This is a genomic window from Streptomyces sp. ISL-87, assembly GCF_018614095.1.
Taxonomy (GTDB): Bacteria; Actinomycetota; Actinomycetes; order Streptomycetales; family Streptomycetaceae; genus Streptomyces.
In genome coordinates this window covers 17,907-41,729 of record NZ_JAGGOY010000015.1, presented here as the reverse complement: position 1 = coordinate 41,729, position 23,823 = coordinate 17,907, and the positions used below count along the sequence as shown (strand labels likewise).

Genomic DNA, 23,823 nt, shown 5'->3' with positions numbered 1-23,823 from the left:
GCTCTGGCGGTCCGGGGGGTGCTGGCGCCACACTGAGGCAGCAGCATCCGCGTAGACAGACAGACAGACAGACAGACAGACCAAGACAGACCGACAACGAGGAGACTTACGTGGGGACCGTAACGCTCGGCGTTTCGATCGCGGTCCCGGAGCCGTACGGCAGCCAGCTCCAGGAGCTGCGCGCCGGCTTCGGGGACGCCGCCGCGCACGGCATCCCCACGCATGTCACTCTCGTGCCGCCCACCGAGGTGGAGGCGGACCGGCTGCCGCAGGTCCGTGCGCACCTCGCCGAGGTCGCGGCGGCCTGCCGGTCCTTCCGGATGCGGCTGGCCGGCACGGGAACCTTCCGCCCGCTCTCGCCGGTCGTCTACGTCCAGGTCGTCGAGGGCGCCCCGGGCTGTACCCGGCTCCAGGGCCAGGTCCGCGCCCCCGAGGGCCCGCTCAGCCGTGAGCTGGCGTTCCCGTACCACCCGCACGTCACCGTCGCCCACGGGATCTCCGAGGAGGCGATGGACCTGGCGTTCACGGCCCTCGCCGAGTACGCCGCCGACTGGGTCTGCGACAGCTTCGCGCTCTACGAGCAGGGCTCCGACGGGGTCTGGCGCAAGCTGCGCGAGTACCCGTTCGGGACCGGCCCGACCGGCGTCCCGGCGCAGCTGAGCTGTCCCGTCGACGCCGCGGCCGATGCCGCCGAAGCGACCGTACGTCCCGCCTGACGGAGCGGTCGCAGGGCCGGGGGCCGTAGGGTCAGACGGGTCAGACGGGTGCGGAATCTGATCCTCCGTAGGACCAGTGCGTGGAACGGACGAGCCGTCGGGCGAAAAGTCACAATCGACGACCGTAGTGCCTGAAAGCTGCAATACCGGCTATTTCCGACAGCTCATTTACGGTGACCCCATGGACTGGCTGACGAAACTCCCGGTGGTCGGGCCGTTGGTGGCGGCTCTGATGCGGACGCACGCGTGGCGTTCGTACATGCGTCTCGACCGCGCGCACTGGACCCGGCTCGCCGCTGCGATCACCTTCATCAGTTTCCTCGCGCTCTTCCCGCTGATCACGGTGGCGGCGGCGATCGGCGCGGGGCTGCTCAGCCAGGAGCAGCTTGACAAGCTGCAGAAGAACCTGTCCGAACAGGTCCCCGGCATCTCCGGCCAGCTCGACATCGACGGCCTCGTGGCGAACGCGGGCACGGTAGGGCTCGTGGCGGGCGGCATCCTGCTCCTCACCGGCGTCGGCTGGATCGGCTCGATGCGGGACTGCCTGCGCGCGGTGTGGGAGAAGGACGACGAGGACCAGGGGAACCCCTTCGCGCGCAAGGGCAAGGACGTGCTGATCCTCGCCGGGCTCGGCGGCGTGGGACTGGCCTCGGCCGCGTCCTCGATCATCGGCTCCAGCGCGGTCGGGAAGTTCGGCGGATGGGTGGGCATCCCGAACCACGGCGTGGGCGGCGGACTGCTGCGGGCGGCCGCCTTCGCCGTGGGCGTGCTCGCGGCCTTCCTGCTCCTGCTCTACGTACTGACCCTGCTGCCCGGGGTCGAACCGCCGCGCCGCCGCCTGATCGAGGCGGCCCTCATCGGCGCGGCGGGCTTCGAGCTGCTGAAACTGCTGCTCAGTGGCTATATGCGGGGGGTCGCCGCGAAGAGCATGTACGGGGCCTTCGGCGTGCCGATCGCCCTGCTGCTCTGGATCAACTTCATGGCGAAGCTGTTGCTGTACTGCGCCGCCTGGACCGCCACCCGTGATGACGAGGACGAGGACGGGGACGGGGACGAGGAAGAGGAAGAGGGCAAGGCTGGGGGCGAGGACAAGAGCAAGGACAAGAGCAAGAACAAGGGCAAGGCCGAGCGCAAGGACGGGGATTAGGGCGCGTCCGGCCCCGTGTCCGGCCCCGTGTCCGGGCCCCCGTCCGGCCCCCCGTGTCCGCGCGGGCGGCGCGGGCGGCGGCGGTTGACGGCGAACATCCCGCCCGCCACGACGGCCAGCGCCCCGCCCGCGATGCCGAGCGCGGTGCCGAGCCCGCCGCCGGCGCCCTCCCCGGACGCCGACGGGTGGTTCTCGTGCGACTGCGCGGGCGAGCCGAGGGACGAGGTGTCCTCGCTCTTCGGGGGCACCAGCTCGCCCACCGGCTTGACCTTTCCGGAGGCCGCGAACCCCCAGTCGAGGAGGTCGGCGGTCTCCTCGTACACGGAGTTGACGCCACCGGTCTCCGGGTTCATCACCGTGACCAGCAGCTTCTTGTTGCCGCGCTGGGCCGTGCCGGTGAAGGTGGAACCGGCCATGGTGGTGTTGCCGTTCTTCACCCCGGCGATGCCCTTGTAGGGGGAGAGGCCGCCGGCGCCCGTCATCAGCCGGTTCGTGTTCTGGATCTCGAAGTAGTCACGCGGCTTCCCGGCCTCCTGCCTGCCCGGGAACTTCGCGTGCGCCGTGCCGCAGTACTCCCGGAAGTCCTGCTTCTGGAGCCCGGAGCGGGCGATGAGGGTGAGGTCGTACGCGCTCGACACCTGCTCCGGGGCGTCGTACCCGTCGGGGGACACCACGTGGGTGTCGAGGGCCTGAAGCTCCTCGGCGTGCGCCTGCATGTCCTTGACGGTCTTCTCGATGCCGCCGTTCATGGCCGAAAGTACATGGACGGCGTCGTTCCCGGACCGAAGGAACACTCCGAGCCACAAATCGTGGACGGTGTACTCGTGGTCCTCCTTGACCCCGACGAGGCTGGAACCCTGGCCCACGTCGGACATCTCCTCCTCGGTCACCTTGTGGACCCGGTCCTTGGGCAGGCCCGGCAGCAGGGTGTCCGCGAAGAGCATCTTCATCGTGGAGGCCGGGGGGAGCCGCCAGTGCGCGTTGTGCGCGGCCAGCACCTCGCCGGTCTCGGCGTCGGCCACGATCCAGGACCGGCCCGTCAGGTCCGTCGGCAGGGCGGGTGCGCCGGGCAGCAGGTTCACCTGGGTCCCCGGCTGGCCGAGCCGGGCGCCGCCGATGCTGGACATCGATGCGGGCGGGGCGGCGGCCTTCTTCTGGGTCCGGCCCTTTTCGTCGGGTGTCGGCGGCCGTGTCGTGGTCGGGGCGGCGTGTGCGGGGGCCGCGAGCATCGCAGGGATGAGCAGCGCGGCGGAAAGGACCGTCAGCGCGGTCTTCTTGGCAGACACGCAGGTGAAAGTACATCCCGATGCTGTGTCTGCCGTCGTGGACCGGCCAAACCGCTGCAACCAACCCCGGTACAGCCCACCCCGACGCGTCCGTACCGGGGACGAATCCGATACTGAGTACATGAAACTCAGCCGCACCGCGTCCTGGTTCCTGCTCGCGTTCGGCGTCTGGAGCTGGTTCATCTGGGTGTCTTTCGCTCGGAACCTGTGGAAGGACAGCGCTGGCCAGGCTTTCGACGCCGTGGGTGACCCGACGGCATTCTTCTGGGTTCACCTTCTCCTGGCAGTGACCTCCTTTCTCCTCGGGACGGCCGTTGGTGTGATCGGGTTGCGTGGCGTTCTGGCGCTGCGGCGTGAATCACGATGACGGTCCTGATCTTCGCCCTGGTCGCGCTGTCGGTGCTGGCTCTGCTGGTGCTGGTCCACCGATGGCTCTGGATCCGCCTGGTCCGCGACACGACCCGGCCGGGCGGGACGGGGCGCCGCGTCGGCACGGGAATGGCCTTCGCGCTCCCCGCGCTGGCGGTGGCCGCCCTGGTCGCGGGCCGCGCCGGAGCCCCGTTCTGGCTTCAGCAGACGGTGTCCTGGCCGGGGTTCATGTACTTGGCGGTGCTGCTGTATCTGACCCTGGCGATGCTGATCGCCGAACCGGTCCGCGCGGTGGTGCTCCGCCGGGGTCCTGGCCGCCCGGCTCCCCAGTCGCCCGACGCGCCGGAGCCCGGCCCGGTCCCGGCCGCCGGCCAGGCGGGTGCCACAGCCACTGAAGCCCGCGCCTCGGCCCCCGCCCCGGCCGCCCCCCAGGTCGATGACGGGATCAGCCGGCGCCGGTTCGTCGCGCGGACGATCGGCGGGGCGGCCGCCGCCGCGGCCGTCGGGACCGTCGGGTACGGGACGTACGGGGTCCTGCGCGGGCCCAGCGTCAAGCGGGTCACCGTCCCCCTCGCCAAGCTGCCCCGCGCGGCGCACGGCTTCCGGATCGCCGTCGTCAGCGACATCCACCTCGGCCCCGTCCTCGGCCGCGCCCACACCCAGCGCATCGTCGACACCGTCAACCGCACCCAGCCGGACCTCATCGCCATCGTCGGCGACCTCGTGGACGGAAACGTGCACGACCTGGGACCGGCGGCGGAGCCCCTGCGCGGGCTCCGCGCGGCGCACGGCTCGTACTTCGTCACCGGCAACCACGAGTACTTCTCCGGTGCCCAGCAGTGGATCGACCACGTCCGGGAACTCGGCCTGACCCCTCTGGAGAACGCCCGCCGGGAGCTCCCCCTCTTCGACCTGGCCGGCGTCAACGACATCCAGGGCGAGACGGAAGGCCACGGCCCCGACTTCCAGGCGGCCCTCGGCGACCGCAACCGGTCCCGCGCCGCCGTGCTCCTCGCCCACCAGCCCGTCGTCATCCACGACGCGGTCCGGCACGGCGTCGGCCTCCAGCTGTCCGGCCACACCCACGGCGGTCAGCTCTGGCCCGGCAACTACCTCGCCGAACTCGCCAACCCGACCGTCGCCGGTCTGGAGCGCTACGGCGACACCCAGCTCTACGTGTCCCGGGGAGCCGGTGCCTGGGGACCCCCGGTCAGGGTCGGCGCGCCGTCCGACATCACTGTCGTCGAACTCGCCTCGTACCGGGCCTGATCCGACATAACGACCCTTCCCGTGGCTGGATTTACGTGATTGGGTGTCCGATAGTCGGAAGGTAAGTTCGAATAACGGGGTTCATGGGATGCGGTCTGCCCGCTCGAAGATCATTGCGGCCGGGCTGGTCCTGGGCGCGGCATGCGTCGCGGCCTGGCAGGTACTGCCCGGCGAGGGCGACGGCCGCAGCGCCATCCGGGTCGGGACGACCGACGTCGTCTCCGCCCTCGACCCCGCGGGGGCGTACGACGCCGGCTCCTGGGCCCTGTTCAGCAACGTCTACCAGTCGCTGCTGACCATCAAGCCCGGCTCCGGCACCCCCGCCCCGGACGCCGCCTCCTCCTGCAAGTTCGTCGGGCAGAAGCTCACCACGTACCAGTGCGAGCTCCGCCCGGAGGTGAAGTTCGCCGGCGGCCGCCCGATCACCGCCGAGGACGTCAAGCACTCCTTCGACCGGATCAAGGCGATCAACTCCGACCAGGGGCCCGCGCCCCTCTTCAACACCCTGGAGTCCGTCAAGGCCGACGGCCGGACCGTCACCTTCAACCTCTCCGCCCCCGACGCCACCTTCCCCTTCAAGATCGCGACGGGCGCCGCCTCGATCGTGGACAAGGACAAGTACCCGGCCAAGGCCCTGCGCGAGGACGGCAAGGTCGACGGCTCGGGCCCGTACACCCTCGGCGCCTACAAGGCCGGCGCGAGCGCCGAGCTCACGCCCAACGCCTCGTACAAGGGCGACGGCAAGCCCGCCCACGTGCCGGTCACCGTCAGGTACTTCAAGGACTCCGCGCAGCTCAACCGGGCCTGGCAGGACCACGGGGTCGAGGTCGCCCACCGGGACATGCCGCCGGACGTGCTCGCCGGCCTCAACCCGGGCCTGAAGGACACCCGCTACCAGGCCTCCGGCGGCACGGAGATCCGTAGCCTCGTCTTCAACGTCCGCCCGGGCTCCACCACCGCACCGCCCGCCGTCCGCCAGGCCGTCGCGGCCGCGCTCGACCGCTCCAAGGTGGCCGGCGAGATCTACGCGGGCACGGTCACGCCGCTCTACTCCCTCGTCCCGGCGGGCGTCGCCGCGCACAGCACGCCGTTCTTCGACACGTACCCGGCGCCCAACGGGGCCACGGCCAAGAAGCTCCTCAAGGACGCCCGGATCACCACGCCGGTCTCCCTCACCCTCGGCGTCAACGCGCGCGGCGCGAACGTCGACGAGGCCGTGGAGATAAAGCGGCAGCTGGAGGCCACCGGCCTCTTCCAGCTGAAGATCAAGTCCGTCGAGCAGTGGGGCGACTTCCAGAAGGGGTACGCGGCGGGCGAGTTCGACGCCTACACCGTCGGCTGGATCGCCGACTTCCCGGACGCGGACAACTTCCTCGCCCCGCTCGTCGGCGCCGACTCCAGCATGAACAACGGCTTCTCCGACAAGACCGTGGACGCCCTGATCACCCGCACCCAGTCCTACTCGGAGCGCGCCGACGCGGCCGTGGACTTCCGCGAGCTCCAGCGCCTGGTGGCCCAGCAGATCCCGGTCCTGCCGATCTGGCAGAAGAAGGACTACGTACTCTCCCGCGAGGCCGTCACCGGCGCCCAGTACCTCTCCGACGGCACGGGCGCCTGGCGACTGTGGGAACTCGACTGGCTTTAGAGGGCCCGAGGGCTCAGGCCTTGTCGGCGTCGGCGGCGCGCTTGCGGCCCACCGCCGTCTGGGCCATGCCCGGCAGGAAGTCCGAGAACAGCTCGTGCAACTCGCGCACCAGCGGCCGCAGCACCCGGAAGCGGGCCAGGACGATGCCCCGCGTCGTGAGCTGCGCGCCGCGCTCGGCCAGCCGGCGGGTCCTCTCGCTGTCCGGCGAGCGGTCGAATACCCAGTACAGGACCAGGCCCATCTGCGAGAGCCACATCAGCTCCGGCAGTACGTCGGCCAGTTCGTCCGGCACCTTGGTCTTCGCCCCCGCCAGCACCTCGCGGTGCATGTCGATCGCCGCCTGGCGGGCGGGCTCCGACTCGGGGGAGAAGGGGCTGAGCGGACTTTCGGGGTCCGCCGCGTTCTTGAAGAACTGGGAGGCGAACTCGTGGTATGGGGCGGCGATGTCCAGCCAGCTCGTCAGCACGCCCGCGAGTCGCTTCTGCAGATCGGTCTCACTGTCCAGGATGGGCCGGACCGCCGCCTGATGAGCGGCGCAGATCCGATCGTAGAAGCCCTGGACCAGGTGTTCCTTCGAAGCGAAGTAGTAGTAGGCGTTGCCGACCGAGACCCCCGCCTCCTTGGCGATGCCCCGCATGGTCGTCTTGTCGAAGCCGCGCTCCTGGAAGAGCCGGAGCGCGGTTTCGAGGATGAGCGTGCGGGTCTGCTCGCTTTTGGGAGCCTTCTGATCAGTCACGGTGCCCGAGCCTATCCGGGTACGGAGCACTGCTCGCCACAGGCTGCTTCTTCCCCGGTCCGGACCGCCTGCCGCCACGCCGAGGCGGCGTACATGACGCCCCGGGCGAAGGGGCGGCCGGCCGGGGTGGCGAGCCAGATCGCCTTCGGCCGGTGCTCGGCCAGCGCCCACAGGCACACGATGAAGGCGTCGGTACCGGTCCACACCTGGCCCGCGTCCCCGATGACGGTGATCTCCCGCAGCGTCGCCGCGTGGTCGAGCCGCGGGAACAGCCGCTGTGCCTCGAAGGATCCTGCGGGGACGAGCCGGAGCGGCACCAGCCACCGCTGCCCGAGCAGCCAGTGCCGGATGTGGACGCAGAGCGGGCAGTTGGCGTCGTACAGCACCGTCAGGTGCCGGGTGGGCTGCATCGGCGTGGCCATCGAGGTCAGGCCCCGGCCGGCGCGGTCCACCCCTGCGGGGCGACCGGCGGAGTCTGCTGGCGCTCCATGATCCCGCGGCGGCGCATCTTGTTCAGCACCCAGACGTTGCCGAGGTGCATGACCCCGAGCACCAGCAGGACGACACCGATCTTGACCGACAGCGCCTCGAAGAGGCTGCGGGCTTCGAGGATCGTGTCGCCCGACCGCAGGTAGAGGGTCACGAAGCCGATGTTCACGAGGTAGAACCCGACCACCAGAAGGTGGTTCACGGCGTCCGCGAGCTTCTCGTTCCCCTGGAGCACGTCGGCGATGAAGATGCGCCCGTTCCGGCTGAGCGTACGGGCCACCCAGATGGTCAGGCCGATGCTGATGAGCAGGTAGATGACGTACGCAACCACGGTGAGGTCCATTGCCCTCAGCCCCCTTGAACGCGTTCAATTGCTGACAGCGCTGACTGTAGACCTTCTTTTGAACAGGTTCAAGCGAACGGATGGCCCGGTCGGGGGCGCGGGAATTCCAGCAGCGGTGCGAGTAGTCTCCGCCGGGCGTTCGAGGGAGGGGAGGTGGCCCGACGGGCGCGGTGACGGCCGCCAGGGCGCGGCCGCGCCCGCCAGGTCGGCGGCGTCCAGCAGGGCGCCCTCGGCGGCGTTGAAGGCCAACAGGGCCGGGCCGCAGCGCCGCTGCGCGGGCCGGGCGAGGCGGCGCAGGGCGGGGCAGAGCAGAGCAGGGCGGGGCAGAGCAGGGCGGGGCAGGGCAGCGCAAGGCGGGGCAGCGCAGCGCCGGGCGGGGCAGCGCAGGGCCGGGCCGGGCAGAGCACGGCGGGGCAGGGCCGGGGGAGCGCACCCGGGCCGGGTTCAGGGCGGCCAGTCGCAGCGCGACCCGGCCGCCGTACGCGGCGAGAGCCCTTCCGCATCACGAGTAATGGCCACGGGCCGATCGTGTCCCGGACCGGCCCCGCGGCGGCCACCCCTCGATCGGGGCGGCCGGGCGACACGTCACATGCTGAGCGACCGCGCGTAGTTGATCTGGCTCATGACCCAGGCGTAGGAGTTGGCGTCCGTGGCCGGGATCATCGTGGAGTGGTGGCGTCCGCCGCTGTTGACGGTGATCTGGATGTAGCCCGTGGTGCGCCTCTCCTTCATCAGGAGGAACAGCAGGCCGAGCAGGCAGAACAGGAAGAAGATGACGGCCAGCACGATCGCGTGCGCCGGGATCTTCTCCTCGGTGCGCGAGAAGTCCGTGGCGTTCCACATCGCGCCCCGCAGCGGCATCGGGCCCGACGGGGTGATGATCTGGTCCCCGGCGATGCTGATGTCCCCGAGGGACAGGGACGGCCCGGCGCCGGGGGCGTAGCCCGGGGCGGGGGGCTGGGCCGGGACCGGCAGGCCTGCGCCGCCCATCGTCGGCTGGTACGCCGGGGGCTGCGGGTAGGGCTGCGGGTAGCCGTAACTGGCGTTGCCAGGGCCCCACCTGTAATCGCCCTGATCCTGGCCGGCGCCCTGGCCGGGGTCACTCGCGTACGGATTCGGCTGCTGCTCACTCATATGGCCGATCCTTCCACAGGAGGCCCCCGACCCGTACCCCGGTTAGAGGGCTGCCTTGACGAGGTCGTAGGCGTGGGCGCGCTGCCAAGTGCGGTCCCTGGTAAGGGGGGTGTACGAGTACACCAGTACGCGGCTCCCGTCCGCGGTGCCGAACACCCCGCTGGCGCCCGGGTCCATGGAGCCCGTCTTGCCCCAGGCGGGCGTGCCGTCCTTCAGCTCGCCCCGCACCAGCCCGGCCACGCTGAAGACGTCCTCGCCGGTCCCCGCGAGCGCCGGGAGCTCGAACAGGTGCTTCTGCTGGGCGGGCGGCAGCAGCCGGCCGCGGAGCAGGGCGCCGAGGAACCGCTCCAGGTCGGGGGCGTTGGAGATCATGCCGCCCTCGGCCCAGGCCCACGGCTCGATGTCGACGGGGGCGGTGAGCGACGGCGTGGGCATGGCCGGGTCGCCCGGCTTCGGCAGGTAGGTGTGGCGCAGGCCGAGCGGGCGGGCGATGCGCCGCTGGACCTCGTCGCCGAAGGAGCGGCCGGTGACCTTCTCGACGACCAGGCCGGCGACGTAGTAGTTCATGCCGTTGTACCGCTGCGTCGTGACGGGGTATTCGGGCGCCTTGCACGCGGCGTCGGTCAGGGCGGCGACCATCGCGGCCGGGGTCAGGGCCGCGGGCTTCTTGCAGGGCAGGCCCAGGCCGCTGGTGTGACCGAGCAGCTGGCCGATGGTGATCGGCTGCCAGTTCTCCGGGAAGGTGTCCGGGAGGACCTCCCGCACCGGCGTGTCCAGGGTGAAGTGCCCCTCCGCCACCAGCTGAAGTACCACGGTGGAGGTGAACAGCTTGGTGATGCTGCCGATCCGGAAGGAGGCCGCCGGGTCCTGCGAGAGCGGGCCCGTCGCCTCCCGGAATCTGACGCCCGGCCCGGTCACCCGGACCATCGTGCCGCTGGATTCCGCGCCCGGGGCCATCAGCGCGCGCAGCGCCTCCTCGTCCAGCGGGTGGTGGTGCCCGCTGACCGTCCCGGACACGGGGGCCGCACCGCGCTCGGCCGCCGAGGCGGGGAGGGTGGCGACCGCGACCGATACGACGGCCGCGCCGGCGGCGACCAGGGAGATCCAACGGGGGCTGCGCGCAGTGGAGTTCGGCATGGCTGTAAGCCTGCCGTGAGGAAGATCGGCACACCATGAGGGGCCACCCCGAGCCGACCCTGACGCACCCCCTACATGAGGGAGGCCCGCACCCCCATACCGCGGGGTGCGGGCCTGCCTACAGCACTACCGGACGATCAGAAGCGGCGCGTGATCAGCGCACGCTTCACTTCCTGGATCGCCTTCGTGACCTCGATGCCACGCGGGCACGCGTCGGTGCAGTTGAAGGTCGTGCGGCAGCGCCACACGCCGTCCTTGTCGTTCAGGATCTCCAGCCGCTGCTCGCCGGCCTCGTCACGCGAGTCGAAGATGAAGCGGTGCGCGTTGACGATCGCCGCCGGGCCGAAGTACTGGCCGTCGTTCCAGAACACCGGGCACGAGGACGTGCACGCGGCGCACAGGATGCACTTGGTGGTGTCGTCGAAGCGCTCGCGGTCCTCGGCGGACTGCAGGCGCTCACGCGTCGGCTCGTTGCCCTTGGTGACCAGGAACGGCATGACGTCGCGGTACGCCTGGAAGAAGGGCTCCATGTCGACGACGAGGTCCTTCATCACCGTGAGGCCCTTGATGGCCTCGACGGTGATCGGCTTCTCCGGGTTGATGTCCTTGATCAGCGTCTTGCAGGCGAGCCTGTTCTTGCCGTTGATCCGCATCGCGTCGGAGCCGCAGATGCCGTGCGCGCACGAGCGGCGGAAGGTCAGCGTGCCGTCGAGGTCCCACTTGATCTTGTGGAGACCGTCGAGCACGCGCTCCTTCGGGTCGATCTCGACCTGGAAGTCCTGCCACTGCGCCTCGTCCGAGATCTCGGGGTTGAAGCGGCGGATCCGGAACGTGACCGTGATGAAGGGCGAAGCCGCGGCCGCGGCCTCCATCGTGTCCGTCTTGCTCAGGGTCGGGGTGCCCATCAGTACTTACGCTCCATCGGCTGGTAGCGGGTGACGACGACGGGCTTGTAGTCCAGCCGGACCGAATCCTGGCCGTTGTCGCCGACCTCGCGGTACGCCATGGTGTGGCGCATGAAGTTGACGTCGTCGCGGTTCGGGTAGTCCTCGCGGTAGTGACCGCCGCGGGACTCCTTGCGCGCGAGCGCGGACACGGCCATGACCTCGGCGAGGTCGAGCAGGTTGCCCAGCTCGATGGCCTCCAGCAGGTCCGTGTTGAAGCGCTTGCCCTTGTCCTGGACGGACACGTTCTTGTAGCGCGCGCGCAGCTCCGCGATCTTCTCGACCGCGGTCTTGATGGTCTGCTCCGTACGGAACACCATCACGCACGCGTCCATCGTCTCCTGGAGCTCCAGGCGCAGGTCGGCGACCCGCTCCTTGCCCGTGGAGTTGCGCAGCTGCTCGACCAGGTCGGCCACCTGCTGCGCCGGGTTCTCGGGGAGCTCGACGTAGTCGTTCTCCTGCGAGTACTTCGCCGCCGCGATGCCCGAGCGCTTGCCGAAGACGTTGATGTCCAGCAGCGAGTTGGTGCCCAGGCGGTTGGCGCCGTGCACCGACACGCACGCGACCTCGCCGGCCGCGTACAGGCCGGGGACGACGGTGGTGTTGTCCGCCAGGACCTCACCCTCGACGTTGGTTGGGATGCCGCCCATGGCGTAGTGCGCGGTGGGCTGGATCGGGATCGGGTCAGTGTACGGCTCGATGCCCAGGTACGTACGCGCGAACTCCGTGATGTCCGGGAGCTTGGCGTCGAGCTGCTCCGGCGGGAGGTGCGTCAGGTCCAGGTACACATGGTCACCGGCCGGACCGCAGCCGCGGCCCTCACGGATCTCGGTGTAGATGGAGCGCGAGACGACGTCACGGGACGCGAGGTCCTTCATGACCGGCGCGTACTTCTCCATGAAGCGCTCGCCGTCCTTGTTGCGGAGGATGCCGCCCTCACCACGGGCGCCCTCCGTCAGCAGGATGCCCATGCGCCAGATGCCCGTCGGGTGGAACTGGAAGAACTCCATGTCCTCCAGCGGCAGGCCGCGGCGGTAGCAGGCCGCCTGGCCGTCACCCGTGAGGGTGTGCGCGTTGGAGGTCACCTTGAAGAACTTGCCGGTGCCACCGGAGGCGTAGATGACGGCCTTCGCCTGGAACACGTGGATCTCGCCGGTGGCGAGCTCGTACGCGACCACACCGGCCGACTTCTTGACGCCGTCGACCTCGACCAGGAGCTGGTCCAGGACGTAGAACTCGTTGAAGAACTCCACGCCCTCCTTGACGCAGTTCTGGTACAGCGTCTGGAGGATCATGTGGCCGGTGCGGTCCGCGGCGTAGCAGGACCGGCGGACCGGGGCCTCGCCGTGGTTGCGCGAGTGGCCGCCGAAGCGGCGCTGGTCGATGGTGCCGTCCGGGGTGCGGTTGAACGGCAGGCCCATCTTCTCCAGGTCGAGGACCGCGTCGATGGCCTCCTTCGCCAGGATCTCGGCGGCGTCCTGGTCGACCAGGTAGTCACCGCCCTTGACCGTGTCGAAGGTGTGCCACTCCCAGTTGTCGTCCTCCACGTTGGCCAGTGCGGCAGCCATGCCGCCCTGCGCGGCACCCGTGTGGGAGCGGGTGGGGTAGAGCTTCGTCAGCACGGCGGTGCGGCTGCGCTTCGTCGACTCGATGGCGGCGCGCATGCCCGCGCCACCTGCGCCGACGATGACGGTGTCGTACTTGTGGATCTTCATTGGTTTCGCCTCAGCCCCGTTGCCTAGCGGATGTTCGGGTCGAAGGTGAAGATCACCAGCGTGCCCAGAAGGATGGTGAACACCGTGGCGGTGTAGAGCAGGCCCTTCAGCCACAGCCGCGTGTTGGCGCGCTCCGCGTAGTCGTTGATGACGGTACGCAGACCGTTCGCGCCGTGCAGCATGGCCAGCCACAGCATCAGCAGGTCCCAGGCCTGCCAGAACGGGGACGCCCAGCGGCCGGCCACGAAGGCGAAGCCGATCTTGGAGACGCCGCCGTCCAGCACCAGCTGGATCAGCAGGTGGCCGATGACGAGCACGACCAGGACGATGCCCGAGAGGCGCATGAAGAGCCATGCGGCCATCTCGAAGTTGCCGCGGGTCGAGCGCGGCGTCTTGCCGGTGCGCTTGCGCGGGGCCTCGATGTACGGCGCCGGGTTGTCGGTGTCGTAGAGGGAAACGCCCTCCACGTCACCGATGGCCTTGGTCATGTCGACGGAAGAAGTGTCAGAGGACATGCGTGTCACTTCCCGAACAGTTCAAGGTAGGCGTGGTTCAGGACGGGGTACACGGCCCCGGCCATCAGCACGATCCAGATGCTCACGACGGACCAGAGCATCTGCTTCTGGAAGCGCGGGCCCTTGGACCAGAAGTCCACGGCGATGACACGGAGACCGTTGAGCGCGTGGAAGAGGATTGCGGCGACGAGGCCGTATTCCAGCAGCGCGACGATCGGAGTCTTGTAGGTAGCCACGACATCGTCGTACGCCTCGGGGGAGACGCGGACGAGAGCGGTGTCGAGGACGTGTACGAACAGGAAGAAGAAGATGAGGACGCCGGTGACTCGATGAGCCACCCAGGACCACATTCCTTCCCGGCCGCGGTACAACGTTCCAGCCGGCACGGAAAACCCTCCGGAAGCGGGGCGGGGGCCAGCCGGCTTCGTTGTCGGTCGGGCCCGGCCGGGTACGGTCCTCCGGCCCCGGACATCGTAGCGACGCTTTGTCGGTTCCTTCGCGCCGGGTCCATCGGTGTGATCAAACAGGCACGGACGGACTATCCCACAGGGGCGAATAGCCCGAATTCCGCCGTAGACGGCCCATCGTGCGAGGTCAGCGCCGACAGCAGGCCGGGCAGCCGGTCCATCAGATGGATCAGCCGGGCCTGCGCGAGGCGGCGCAACTCGTCCGCGGAGATCGCCCGCTCCTCGTCGACCTCATGGGCCATCCGGCGGCGGATCGCGCCCAGCAACTGGCCGGCCCGCTCCTCCGGCGGATGCCCGGCCAGGCAGATGACGAAGGCGTACCCGAAGGTGCGCTCGTACTGCGCGTGGGCCGCGTCGAGCGCGAGCAGCGCCGCGTACGGGGCCCCGTGGGCCAGCTCCGCGGAGGACTCGACGGAGAGTGCCTCGGTGAGGTCGGCCTGGGAGAGGTCGTACGAGGCCTCGTCCGCGGCGGCCAGCAGCGATGCGGCATCCGGGTAGGGACGGTGGGCGGCGACCCGCTGGGCCCAGCGGCGGCTCCCGCAGCAGTGCAGCAGGGCCGTCGCGGCTGCTTCGGGGGGCAGGGAGTTGAACCGCACCAGCCCAGAGCCGCCGCGGGCCTGTGCCGGAAGGTGGCTGGACAGCGGGGGGCTCCTCGTGGCGTGGCGCGGGTGTGCCGCCACGCTATCGATGCGGGGCCGGGTGTGTCGTACTCAACGGAGGATTTCACCCGGAAGTGATCCGAAAGGATGACGCTGGGCATTCGCGTACCGTGAGTACGCCGGCGAGGAGCCCGGAAGGAAGTCAATGAGGAACCCGCGAACAACCGGCAGGGCACCAGCGAGGAAGGGGAGGGCGACCGAGGCCGCCACCCCCCACAGGAGAGGCCCCGGTCGCCATCCGTCACGGACTCGTGCGACAAGCCCGTACCCCTGTCAGCGCCCGGAGTGCGTTTTGTGTCACACCTCGCTCCGCGCAGGGTTGGTTGCTGGTTGTACAGCGCGTGGACGGGACACGCTTGAAAGCCGTAACGTGCTGATTTGCGCCACACGTACAGGACAGTGAACGGGTTGGGGACTTTGCTGGGGGACGACGCGGAGCTGACCGCCGCCGTGCTCGCGGCACAGCACGGCGACGAGAACTCGTTCCGTACTGTGTACCGCGCCGTGCACCCGCGCCTGCTCGGATACGTACGCACGCTCGTCGGCGATGCCGACGCGGAGGACGTGACGTCGGAAGCCTGGCTGCAGATCGCCCGCGACATCGACTCCTTCACCGGCGACGCCGACCGCTTCCGCGGCTGGGCCGCCCGCATCGCCCGCAACCGTGCGCTCGATCACATCCGGATGCGCGGCCGCCGCCCCGCCATCGGCGGCGATGAGACCGAGTTGAGCGGGCACGCCTCCGACAGCGATACCGCCGGCCAGGCGATGGAGGCCCTCTCCACCGGCCGGACCATGGCGCTGATAGCCCAGCTTCCGCAGGACCAGGCGGAGGCCGTGGTGCTACGGGTGGTGGTCGGACTGGACGCCAAGAGCGCGGCCGAGACCCTCGGCAAGCGCCCCGGCGCGGTACGCACGGCCGCGCACCGCGGGCTGAAGAAGCTGGCGGAGCTGCTGGCCGGTGAGCTGGAAGCGGAACCTGCTTCCGACACCGACCCGGACGTCGGCCATAATGCCGGTGACCGGCCACGGGACGGCGGGGGCGGGAGGGATCTCGACGCCGTGCCGGCGCAGCGTGGTCGTGGCGGGGGCCTCGTGGAACAAACCGGTGTGACGCATTCACGTTGGCGGACGCAGAAGGACATGTGATGGCCGACGAGCGCAACAGGTGGCTGGACAAAGCCGCGGCGGACAAACTGCTGCGCGGCGAACCCGTCGCACCTGTCGCCGATCACCACGCCCAGGCCGAGGCCGCGCTGCTGCGGGCCGCCCTCGACGACCTCGCCCCGCGCCCGGCCGCCGACGGCCCGGAACTGCCCGGTGAGGCCGCCGCCCTGGCCGCGTTCCGCACGGCGCACGGCGGTGTCCGGCCCGAGGCGGCCGCGCCGTCCCAGGCGGACGGCATCCGGGAACCCCTGGTGAAACTGGCCCACGTGGCCTCCGCCGGCGTGCCCGCGCCCCGGCGGGGCACGACCGTACGGTTCGGGCTGGCGGCCGCGCTGGCGAGCATCGCGGTCGGCGGGCTGGCGGCCGCCGCGGGAGCCGGACTGCTGGACCAGCCACTGAACACCGCCGCGGGCCGCGGGCCGGCGGTGGCCGTGAGCACCGACGCGGATCCGACGCCGACGGGGGCCGGAGGCGGCGCGGAGCCGCGGCCTCCCGTGCCGCTCCAGCCGTCCCCGCTGCGTGAGGGCCAGGGTTCGGCGGCCGTGGGCGGCAGCTCGAACACGCCGGGCACGGAGGGCGGTACCTCACCGGGATTCGGCAGCGGCAACTCCTCGCACCCGGCGTCCGTCGGCGGCACCGGCACCACCTTCAAGGACCGGCTCCCCGACGGCGGAACCACCTTCGGCGGAACCAGTGACCACGAGGCGGAGAAGACCCTCAAGGCCACGGACCTGTGCGAGGACTACCGCTCGGGCCGGCTCGACGACGACCGGCGCGAGCGCCTGTCGAAGCTGGCCAAGGGCGCTGCAAAGATCGCGCACTACTGCGAGGCGCTGCTGGACGGGGTCCGCGAGAGCGAGGCCCCCGGCGGCACCCGCCAGGGCGACGTACTCCAGGCCCCGACCCCGGCCGGCTCGACGCTCGACTCGTCCGGATCACTGGGCCCGCGCAGCCGGCTGTAACGCCTGGAGCGGGTCCGCGCACGCCGCTGTAACACTTTTCGAGCGGGCGGCGCAGTACATAACGAGCCGACTGGTCATCGGCCGCGCATGAGCCGGGGTTCCCCCCGTACCCCTGGGCTCTGCGCAACCGGCGCGGGCGGGGCACGTTCCCCCGGCCCTGCCCGCGCCCTTTACTTCAAGACCCGGTGGCCGACGGGGCCGTCACCAGTAGACGACGACCTTGTCGCCCACCTTCACGTCGTCGAACAGCTTCGACAGCTTGGCCTTGTCCCGGACGTTCACGCAGCCGTGCGAGGCACCCGCGTAGCCGCGGGCCGCGAAGTCCGCCGAGTAGTGCACCGCCTGGCCGCCGCTGAAGAACATCGCGTACGGCATGGGTGTGTGGTAGATCGTCGACGTCCACTCCTTGGCCTTCCAGCCCACGTTGAACACGCCCTCGCGGGTCGGGGTGTTCTCCGAACCGAAGCGCACGTCCATGGTGGAGATGACCTTGCCGTCGATCATCCAGGCGAGGGTGCGGCTCTCCTTGCTGATGCACATGACCCGGCCCTCCATGCAGCGCGGGTCCGGGGCGTCGACCTCGTTGACGGTCGGCGGGCGCAGCTCGTCGGCCGTGGGCTTCTTGGTGGCTGCCTGGATCTTCTTCCAGGTCGCGGCGTCCACGGAACCGGTGGCGGTGAGGCCGTTCTTCGACTGGAAGGCCTTGACCGCGGCGGTCGTCTTCGACCCGTAGAAGCCGGTCGGCGCCACCGACATCAGCTTGAGCTGCCTCAGGCGGGCCTGGAGCTCACGGATCTGCTCGCTCTCGTCGCCGTTCGCCATGATCGGCTTGACCGAGGGCGAGGCGGACGGGGACGGCGAGGCCGACGGGGAGGCCGACTTCGAGGCGGACGGGGACGGCGAGGCGTCGCCGGGCTTGCTGTCCGTCGAAGGGGAGCTCTCGGGGGAGGTGCCCGCCGCGGACGCGGAGGGAGCGGAGGAGGCGGAGCCGGTGTTCTCCGTCTTCTGCGGCCCGCAGGCGGTCGCGGCGAGCGCGACGGCGGTGGCCACCCCGAGCGTGCGGATTATTACTCTCTGGCGGTGCATTGAAGTCCCCCGATTTCCGAGTCGTGTATCTAGGTGATGCCTGGAGGGCGTGGAGAGTTGCACCCGGCCGCGCGATGTTGCGCCATTGTGACCAGGGGCCCGGTACGGGCCGTCGCGGTGGAGGTCCCCCCAGCTGTGGCTGGGGGAGTTGTATCAGCACCGGGCCAGGCAGCTCTACGGGAGGACCACGTGGCATGGCTGACACCGAGAGTGGAATTCCGATCGAACCCGTCTACGGGCCCGAGGACCTGACGGGATGGGACCCGGCGGCCAAACTGGGTGAACCAGGGTCATATCCCTACACGCGGGGCGTCTACCCGACGATGTACACCGGCCGGCCGTGGACCATGCGGCAGTACGCCGGCTTCGGCACGGCCGCCGAATCCAACGCCCGCTACCGGCAGCTCATCGCGGGCGGCGGCACCGGGCTGTCGGTCGCCTTCGACCTGCCGACGCAGATGGGGCACGACTCCGACGCCCCGCTCGCGCACGGGGAGGTGGGCAAGGTCGGGGTCGCGATCGACTCGGTCGACGACATGCGGGTGCTGTTCGACGGGATCCCGCTCGACCGGGTGTCGACCTCGATGACCATCAACGCCCCGGCGGCGCTGCTCCTGCTGCTGTACCAGCTGGTCGCCGAGGAGCGCGGGATCGCGGGCGGGCAGCTGACGGGCACCATCCAGAACGATGTCCTGAAGGAGTACATCGCCCGGGGAACGTACATCTTCCCGCCCGGGCCCTCGCTGCGGCTGACCGCCGACACCTTCCGGTACTGCCGGGCCGAGATCCCCAAGTGGAACACCATCTCCATCTCCGGCTACCACATGGCCGAGGCCGGGGCCTCGCCCGCGCAGGAGGTGGCCTTCACCCTCGCCGACGCGATCGCGTACGTCCGTACGGCCATCGGCGCGGGGATGGCGGTCGACGAGTTCGCCCCCCGCCTCTCCTTCTTCTTCGTGGCCCGCACCACCCTGCTGGAGGAGGTCGCGAAGTTCCGGGCGGCCCGGCGGATCTGGGCCCGCGTCATGCGGGAGGAGTTCGGGGCGCAGGACCCGAGGTCGCTGATGCTTCGCTTCCACACCCAGACTGCCGGGGTCCAGCTGACGGCCCAGCAGCCGGAGCTGAATCTGGTACGGGTCGCCGTGCAGGGGCTGGCCGCGGTGCTGGGCGGCACCCAGTCCCTGCACACCAACTCCTTCGACGAGGCGATCGCGCTGCCGACGGAGAAGTCGGCGCGGCTCGCCCTGCGCACCCAGCAGGTCCTCGCCCACGAGACGGACGTACCCCACACCGTGGACCCCTTCGCCGGGTCGTACGCGGTGGAGCGGATGACGGACGAGCTGGAGGAGGCGGCGCTGGCCCTGATGCGGCGCATCGAGGACCTCGGCGGGGCGGTGGCCGCGATCGAGGCGGGCTTCCAGAAGGGGGAGATCGAGCGGAACGCGTACCGCATCGCGCAGGAGACGGAGTCGGGGGAGCGGGTGGTGGTCGGGGTCAACCGCTTCGCGCTGGAGCGGGAGGAGCCGTATGAGCCGCTCCGGGTGGACCCGGCGATCGAGGACCGGCAGCGGGCGGCGCTGGCCGCGCTGCGCGAGAACCGGGATCCCGCCGAGGTGTCCGCCGCCCTGACCGCCCTGCGCGCGGCGGCGGCCGGCACGGCGAACGTCCTCTACCCGATGAAACGGGCCCTGCGCGCCCGCGCCACGGTGGGCGAGGTCTGCGGCGCTCTCCGGGAGGTCTGGGGTCCGTACGTTCCGGCCGATTCCACATGGTGAAATCCGGCCATGACAGGTGCAACCCTATGGGACACTCCTGCTCATGCTGGGTGTGACCGATCTTCCTACTTATCTCGCCGGCCTCGTGCTGATCATTCTGCTGCCGGGGCCGAACTCGCTCTACGTGCTCTCCGTCGCCGCGCGCCGCGGGGTGCGGACCGGGTACAAGGCCGCCGCCGGGGTGTGGACCGGGGATGCCGTGCTGATGGTGCTGGCCGCGGCGGGGGCGGCCTCGCTGCTGCAGACGAGCCCGGTGCTCTTCGGCATCGTCAAGCTGCTCGGCGCCGGGTACCTCACCTGGCTCGCCGTCGGGATGATGCGCGGGGCGTGGGCGATGTGGCGCGCCCGGGCGGAGCGGGCCGGGGCCGCAGCCGAGGCCGCAGCCGAGGCCGCCCAGACGCCCGGCGACGCGGGCGAGCTGGAGCGGCCGTACCGGCGGGCCCTGCTGATCAGTGTGTTCAACCCGAAGGCCATCCTCTTCCTGATGTCCTTCTTCGTGCAGTTCGTGGACCCCGGCTACGCCTACCCGGCGCTGTCCTTCCTCCTGCTGGGCGGCCTGCTCCAGCTCGGCAGCTTCCTCTACCTGACCACGCTGATCTTCGCCGGGACCCGCTTGTCGGCGGCGTTCCGCCGCCGCAAGCGGCTGTCCGCGGGCGCGACCTCGGCGGCGGGCGTCCTGTTCCTCGGCTTCGCGGCCAAGCTCGCCGTCAGCTGAGGGCCCTGCGCAGTTTCGGGCCGAAGGGACGTTCCACCACGCGGTGGATCACCCAGGCCAGGCCCAGCATGAACACCACCGTCAGCGCGAACGTGGCCGGGGCCGGTATGCCCGCCGTCCGGTGCAGGGCCTTGATGACCACCCAGCCCAGATGCTCGTGGACCAGGTAGAACGGATACGTCAGGGCCCCTGCCACCGTCAGCCACTTCCAGCGGGCCCAGCCGAGTCTGCCGAGCGCGACCAGGGCGACCGCCGCGAAGCCGGCCGTAACGATCGCGATGATCACCAGCGAGCTGCGGTACGAGAAGAACTTCGGGTTCGGCGCGTGCCACAGCCCCGCCACCGCGTAGTGCTGCCCGATCAGCCAGCCGGTCAGGGCCACGGCCCAGGCGAGCCGGTCGCGGTGGTCGCGGTGCACCAGGTACAGGCCGATGCCGCCGATGAAGAACGGCGCGTACTGCGGCATCAGCGTCTGGCTGAGGAATCCCTTGTCCGTGGGATCGGCGACGTCCGCGAGGACCGCCGCGATCGTCCAGACGCCGCAGAACAGCAGGGTCCGCCGGCGGCCGCCGCCCGGCAGGATCACACAGAGCGCGAAGAGGACGTAGAAGCGCAGCTCGACCCAGAGGGTCCAGCACACCCCGAGCACCCGGTCCGCGCCGAGCGGCTGCTGGAGCATGGTCAGGTTGAGCAGCAGGTCCGACGGCGAGACCCGTTCGACCGCCACCGTGACCAGCACGATCGCCACCCAGTACGCCGGGTAGAGACGGGCCGCGCGGGAGGCGGCGAACTGGCGGACGGTGCGCCCCTGGGCGCTCATGCAGATTACGAAGCCGCTGATGACGAAGAAGATCTGCACGCCGAGGGGGCCGTACGCCAGCCAGGTCGAGGCGCTGGGGAACACCTCCTTCGGTGAGGCGCCCCAGGACCTGGCCACCTCCCCGCCGCGGCCGCCGTAGTGGTATCCGCAGACCATCAGGGCGGCGACCAGCCGCAGCCCGTCCAGGGCCCGGAGGCGGTCGGAGCCGGACTTCTTCCCGGAGTTCGCATCGGTGCGCGCGGCCGGTACCGCGGTGGCCGTCACCGCCTGCCCCGCAGACGGCGGACCCGGCGCACGCGGCGGACGGCGCTGCGCAGGGCCGGGCTGCGGGTCAGGAAGGCCAGCTGGGCGGGGATGCCGCCCGGCAGGCCCTGGCTCGCCAGTCGGCGCCGGTTGAAGTAGCGCCAGGTGCCGGAGTCCAGATGCCGCGTCAGGTACTCCTCGGCCGCCGCGCGGTGTGCCGCGAGGATCCGCGGCTGCATCGCGAAGCCGACCGCGGTCAGCAGGCCGTCCAGGCGGGACCGGACGTCGGCGGGTCCGGGTGCGGTCCAGCCGCGCACGGCCGCGGTGTCCGCCAGGTCGGGCAGCAGCGCGTCCACGAGCGTCAGCGGGACCCGGTTGCTGTTCTGGTACGGCTTGAGGCGGGCCAGCACGGTCCCCGTCCCCGTCCGCGCCACGGGCAGCCCGAACAGCGTGGCCGCCGTCAGCAGCCCGGTGGAGAAGCAGCCGACGACCAGCGCCGGGCGCAGCTGCTGGTACAGGATCTCGGCCAGTACCGGGGTGTCCATGACGGTCAGGCGGGCGCCGAGCCGCTCGGCCTCGGCCTCCGCCCGGCGGGAGTACACGGCCGGGGCGCTGGGATGCGGTTTGAAGATGAGGTCCCGGTGGCCCAGGGCGTAGGCGCCGCGCACCATCTCGGCGTGCAGGTCCTCTTCCTGCTGCGCGGTGATGAGGTCGAGCGCCGAGAGGTACTGGCCCAGGAGCAGGGCCGGGGCTTCGGCCCCCTCGCCCGCCACATCGCCCGCCACATCGCCCGCCGCGTCGGCCGGGAGGTGCCCGCAGTCCGAGGCCGAGGCGGCCAGTTCGGCCAGCACCTTGACGAACTCGCCGGCCGGAATCAGCTCCGCCGGCACCCCGAACTCCGTGAGGAGCAATGGTTCCAGTCCCGGTACGAGGTCCAGGTGCAGCACCCGCCGCACCCGCATCCCGATCTGCGGGTCGAGCCGGACGCGGGTGGGCCCGTAGCTCATCAGGCCGTCGGCGTAGACGTCGACGGCGGCGCCCGGGAAGAGCTGGCACAGGGCCATCGCGGGCGGCACCTGGAGGGACTCCACGATCAGCTCGATCCGGTCGTCACCGAGACCCCACAGGGTCCGCAGGTACCGCTCCCAGATCGGGACGTCGTCGGAGCGCGGCGACCAGGAGCCGGGGTGCTGCGGCTCGATGACGGTGTTCCAGTCGAGCACCTCGTCGAAGCGGGTGCTCAGCGTGGCGAAGCCGGGCATGCCGGCGAGCCGGGGGCTGATCTCGGCGGCGAGTGCGTGATTGCTGGTCAGCAGGATCCGGCGGTCGGCCGCCGGGAAGCTGCCCGCGTCGACGGCCGCGGCGAGCGTGGCCGTCCCGTAGAGGGTGGAGCCGATGAAGATCTGGGTGAGACTCACGCTGCCGCTCCCGACGGGGTGCGGCGGCGGAGCCTTCGCAGCAGGGCGCAGCGGTCGGCATCCATCGAGGCCAGGGCCCGGTCCAGCACATCCTGGGGCATGCGGCCGAGCGCGGCCGCGCTCATGGAACGGAGTTTCTTGGCCACGGCCGGTTCGAACCTTTCAAGGGACCCGTTGTGGTGCGCGATGATTGCACAATATGTTCGTACGGCTTTCGGGAGCAGAAGATCGGATTCCCGGTCCGCAGCCGTTTCCGACAGCACCTGGTCAAATGCGCGCATGAAATCGAGCTGGCGCTCGTCGCCGATTTGCGTCAGCGAGGTCGAAACCCCTCGACGGTAGAAGATTCCGGGCATACCGACTGCCGCGAAGGACGTCGCCTCGCGGTGCAGCCGCCAGATCCAGGGCCGGTCCTCCGCTGTCCGCAGCCCGTCGGTGAAGTGCAGCAGCCCGCGGTCCAGCAGCCGCCGGTGGTACATGCCGGCCCAGGCGTACGGGTAGTCGACCGAGGTGGCCCGGTCGGCGGGCAGGATTCCGGAGCGCGGATCGGAGACGACCCCGTGCGCGCCGTAGGGGACGCGCTGCACGGAGCGGGCCCGGCCGGTGACCTTGACATGGTCGTTGCGAATGAAATCGCAGTTCAGGGCCTCAATGGCGGCCACCATCCGGGCCAGGTGGCCCGGTGCCAGCCAGTCGTCGCCGTCCATGAAGGCGATGTACTCGCCCCGGGCCGCGTCCAGACCGGTATTGCGGGCGGTGGCCAGGCCGCCGTTCTGGTCGTGGCGGAGGTGCACCGCGCCGGGCAGGTCCCGCGCCGCCCGTTCCAGCAGTTCGGGAGTCCCGTCCGTCGAGCGGTCGTCGACGAGCAGGAACTCGAAGTCGTCCCGAGCGTTGAGTTCGAGACTTTTCAGGGCATCCGGTGCATATGTCTGCACGTTGTAGAACGGCACGACAACAGAGAGCTTGAACACCTGCGAGACGTTAAGGCGTTGTCCGGCATTCACCATGGCCCGAATGCATATTCCATGTGAACGAAGCGGGGCGGGCGAGTTAATCAGTGCGGATT

Annotated in this window: 24 protein-coding genes; 9 read left to right on the top strand and 15 right to left on the bottom strand. The window is 70.5% G+C overall.

The features are described 5' to 3' along the window. Positions 1–110: 110 nt before the first annotated feature. Positions 111–716 carry a 2'-5' RNA ligase family protein gene (locus J7I97_RS05130; RefSeq protein WP_214931185.1) on the top strand — a complete coding sequence of 202 codons (606 nt, stop codon included), beginning with the start codon at positions 111–113 and terminating at the stop codon, positions 714–716. A gap of 181 nt (positions 717–897) precedes the next feature. Beyond that, the gene (locus tag J7I97_RS05125; protein ID WP_214931184.1) at positions 898–1,863 is read left to right on the top strand and encodes a YihY/virulence factor BrkB family protein; all 966 of its coding nucleotides are present in this window, start codon (positions 898–900) and stop codon (positions 1,861–1,863) included. On the opposite strand, the gene J7I97_RS05120 is transcribed toward J7I97_RS05125, so the two are convergent. Further along, positions 1,860–3,149, bottom strand: a complete 1,290-nt coding sequence (locus tag J7I97_RS05120; protein ID WP_308369141.1) for a D-alanyl-D-alanine carboxypeptidase — start codon at positions 3,147–3,149, stop codon at positions 1,860–1,862. The two genes, J7I97_RS05125 and J7I97_RS05120, sit on opposite strands and share 4 nt — an antisense overlap. Positions 3,150–3,270: 121 nt before the next feature. Between J7I97_RS05120 and J7I97_RS05115 the strand changes: the two genes are divergently transcribed. The 3 genes from J7I97_RS05115 to J7I97_RS05105 all read left to right on the top strand — a co-directional run bounded on the left by J7I97_RS05115 (position 3,271) and on the right by J7I97_RS05105 (position 6,432). Next, a complete protein-coding gene (locus J7I97_RS05115) occupies positions 3,271–3,516 on the top strand; it encodes an SCO4848 family membrane protein (RefSeq protein ID WP_214931182.1) in 246 nt (81 codons plus the stop codon). Further along, positions 3,513–4,787, top strand: coding sequence for a metallophosphoesterase (locus J7I97_RS05110; protein ID WP_214931181.1), 1,275 nt, complete (start codon positions 3,513–3,515; stop codon positions 4,785–4,787). Before J7I97_RS05115 ends, J7I97_RS05110 begins: the two co-directional genes overlap by 4 nt. An 88-nt stretch (positions 4,788–4,875) precedes the next feature. After that, positions 4,876–6,432, top strand: a complete 1,557-nt coding sequence (locus J7I97_RS05105) for an ABC transporter substrate-binding protein (RefSeq protein WP_214931180.1) — start codon at positions 4,876–4,878, stop codon at positions 6,430–6,432. A gap of 13 nt (positions 6,433–6,445) precedes the next feature. Here the strand turns inward: J7I97_RS05105 and J7I97_RS05100 are convergent, their stop codons facing one another. The 10 genes from J7I97_RS05100 to J7I97_RS05055 all read right to left on the bottom strand — a co-directional run bounded on the left by J7I97_RS05100 (position 6,446) and on the right by J7I97_RS05055 (position 14,592). Next, on the bottom strand, positions 6,446–7,168 hold the full coding sequence (locus J7I97_RS05100) for a TetR family transcriptional regulator (RefSeq protein WP_214931179.1): 723 nt from the start codon (positions 7,166–7,168) through the stop codon (positions 6,446–6,448). An 11-nt stretch (positions 7,169–7,179) separates the two neighbouring features. Continuing rightward, positions 7,180–7,590 (bottom strand): thiol-disulfide oxidoreductase DCC family protein, encoded by a 411-nt coding sequence (locus J7I97_RS05095; RefSeq protein ID WP_214931178.1) that lies wholly within the window; start codon positions 7,588–7,590, stop codon positions 7,180–7,182. Positions 7,591–7,595: 5 nt separating this feature from the next. Beyond that, the gene (locus J7I97_RS05090) at positions 7,596–8,000 is read right to left on the bottom strand and encodes a hypothetical protein (protein WP_214931177.1); all 405 of its coding nucleotides are present in this window, start codon (positions 7,998–8,000) and stop codon (positions 7,596–7,598) included. A 585-nt stretch (positions 8,001–8,585) separates the two neighbouring features. Then, the gene (locus J7I97_RS05085) at positions 8,586–9,134 is read right to left on the bottom strand and encodes a hypothetical protein (protein WP_214931176.1); all 549 of its coding nucleotides are present in this window, start codon (positions 9,132–9,134) and stop codon (positions 8,586–8,588) included. Between the two features lie 42 nt (positions 9,135–9,176). Next, positions 9,177–10,271, bottom strand: a complete 1,095-nt coding sequence (locus tag J7I97_RS05080) for a serine hydrolase domain-containing protein (protein WP_214931175.1) — start codon at positions 10,269–10,271, stop codon at positions 9,177–9,179. Between the two features lie 137 nt (positions 10,272–10,408). After that, positions 10,409–11,176: a succinate dehydrogenase iron-sulfur subunit gene (locus tag J7I97_RS05075; protein WP_214931174.1), complete on the bottom strand. Its 768-nt coding sequence runs from the start codon at positions 11,174–11,176 to the stop codon at positions 10,409–10,411. Further along, positions 11,176–12,930: a succinate dehydrogenase flavoprotein subunit gene (gene sdhA, locus J7I97_RS05070; protein WP_214931173.1), complete on the bottom strand. Its 1,755-nt coding sequence runs from the start codon at positions 12,928–12,930 to the stop codon at positions 11,176–11,178. The genes J7I97_RS05075 and sdhA overlap by 1 nt, the downstream gene beginning before the upstream one ends. 23 nt (positions 12,931–12,953) lie before the next feature. Further along, positions 12,954–13,445, bottom strand: coding sequence for a succinate dehydrogenase hydrophobic membrane anchor subunit (locus tag J7I97_RS05065; protein ID WP_214931172.1), 492 nt, complete (start codon positions 13,443–13,445; stop codon positions 12,954–12,956). Positions 13,446–13,450: 5 nt separating this feature from the next. After that, a complete protein-coding gene (sdhC, locus tag J7I97_RS05060; RefSeq protein WP_214931171.1) occupies positions 13,451–13,831 on the bottom strand; it encodes a succinate dehydrogenase, cytochrome b556 subunit in 381 nt (126 codons plus the stop codon). 152 nt (positions 13,832–13,983) lie between these two features. Further along, positions 13,984–14,592 (bottom strand): 2-oxo-4-hydroxy-4-carboxy-5-ureidoimidazoline decarboxylase, encoded by a 609-nt coding sequence (locus J7I97_RS05055; protein WP_214931170.1) that lies wholly within the window; start codon positions 14,590–14,592, stop codon positions 13,984–13,986. A 396-nt stretch (positions 14,593–14,988) separates the two neighbouring features. On the opposite strand from J7I97_RS05055, the gene J7I97_RS05050 reads away from it, so the two are divergent. Beyond that, positions 14,989–15,720 (top strand): RNA polymerase sigma factor, encoded by a 732-nt coding sequence (locus tag J7I97_RS05050; RefSeq protein ID WP_214931207.1) that lies wholly within the window; start codon positions 14,989–14,991, stop codon positions 15,718–15,720. Beyond that, a complete protein-coding gene (locus J7I97_RS05045) occupies positions 15,720–16,700 on the top strand; it encodes a hypothetical protein (protein WP_214931169.1) in 981 nt (326 codons plus the stop codon). The genes J7I97_RS05050 and J7I97_RS05045 overlap by 1 nt, the downstream gene beginning before the upstream one ends. A gap of 201 nt (positions 16,701–16,901) precedes the next feature. Here J7I97_RS05045 and J7I97_RS05040 read toward each other — a convergent pair whose 3' ends face one another. Beyond that, positions 16,902–17,786, bottom strand: coding sequence for a L,D-transpeptidase family protein (locus J7I97_RS05040; RefSeq protein ID WP_214931168.1), 885 nt, complete (start codon positions 17,784–17,786; stop codon positions 16,902–16,904). Positions 17,787–17,980: 194 nt separating this feature from the next. On the opposite strand from J7I97_RS05040, the gene J7I97_RS05035 reads away from it, so the two are divergent. Next, entirely contained in the window at positions 17,981–19,561 is a 1,581-nt protein-coding gene (locus J7I97_RS05035; protein ID WP_214931167.1) for a methylmalonyl-CoA mutase, read from the top strand. A 43-nt stretch (positions 19,562–19,604) separates the two neighbouring features. Next, positions 19,605–20,276, top strand: coding sequence for a leucine efflux protein LeuE (leuE, locus tag J7I97_RS05030; protein ID WP_214931166.1), 672 nt, complete (start codon positions 19,605–19,607; stop codon positions 20,274–20,276). Here the strand turns inward: leuE and J7I97_RS05025 are convergent. Genes J7I97_RS05025 through J7I97_RS05015 form a run of 3 tightly spaced genes read right to left on the bottom strand, consistent with a single transcriptional unit; the run spans position 20,269 to position 23,728 of the window. After that, positions 20,269–21,360: an acyltransferase gene (locus J7I97_RS05025; RefSeq protein ID WP_214931165.1), complete on the bottom strand. Its 1,092-nt coding sequence runs from the start codon at positions 21,358–21,360 to the stop codon at positions 20,269–20,271. The two genes, leuE and J7I97_RS05025, sit on opposite strands and share 8 nt — an antisense overlap. Next, positions 21,357–22,757: a polysialyltransferase family glycosyltransferase gene (locus tag J7I97_RS05020; protein WP_214931164.1), complete on the bottom strand. Its 1,401-nt coding sequence runs from the start codon at positions 22,755–22,757 to the stop codon at positions 21,357–21,359. The genes J7I97_RS05025 and J7I97_RS05020 overlap by 4 nt, the downstream gene beginning before the upstream one ends. Further along, the gene (locus tag J7I97_RS05015) at positions 22,754–23,728 is read right to left on the bottom strand and encodes a glycosyltransferase family 2 protein (RefSeq protein WP_214931163.1); all 975 of its coding nucleotides are present in this window, start codon (positions 23,726–23,728) and stop codon (positions 22,754–22,756) included. Before J7I97_RS05015 ends, J7I97_RS05020 begins: the two co-directional genes overlap by 4 nt. Positions 23,729–23,823 lie beyond the last annotated feature (95 nt).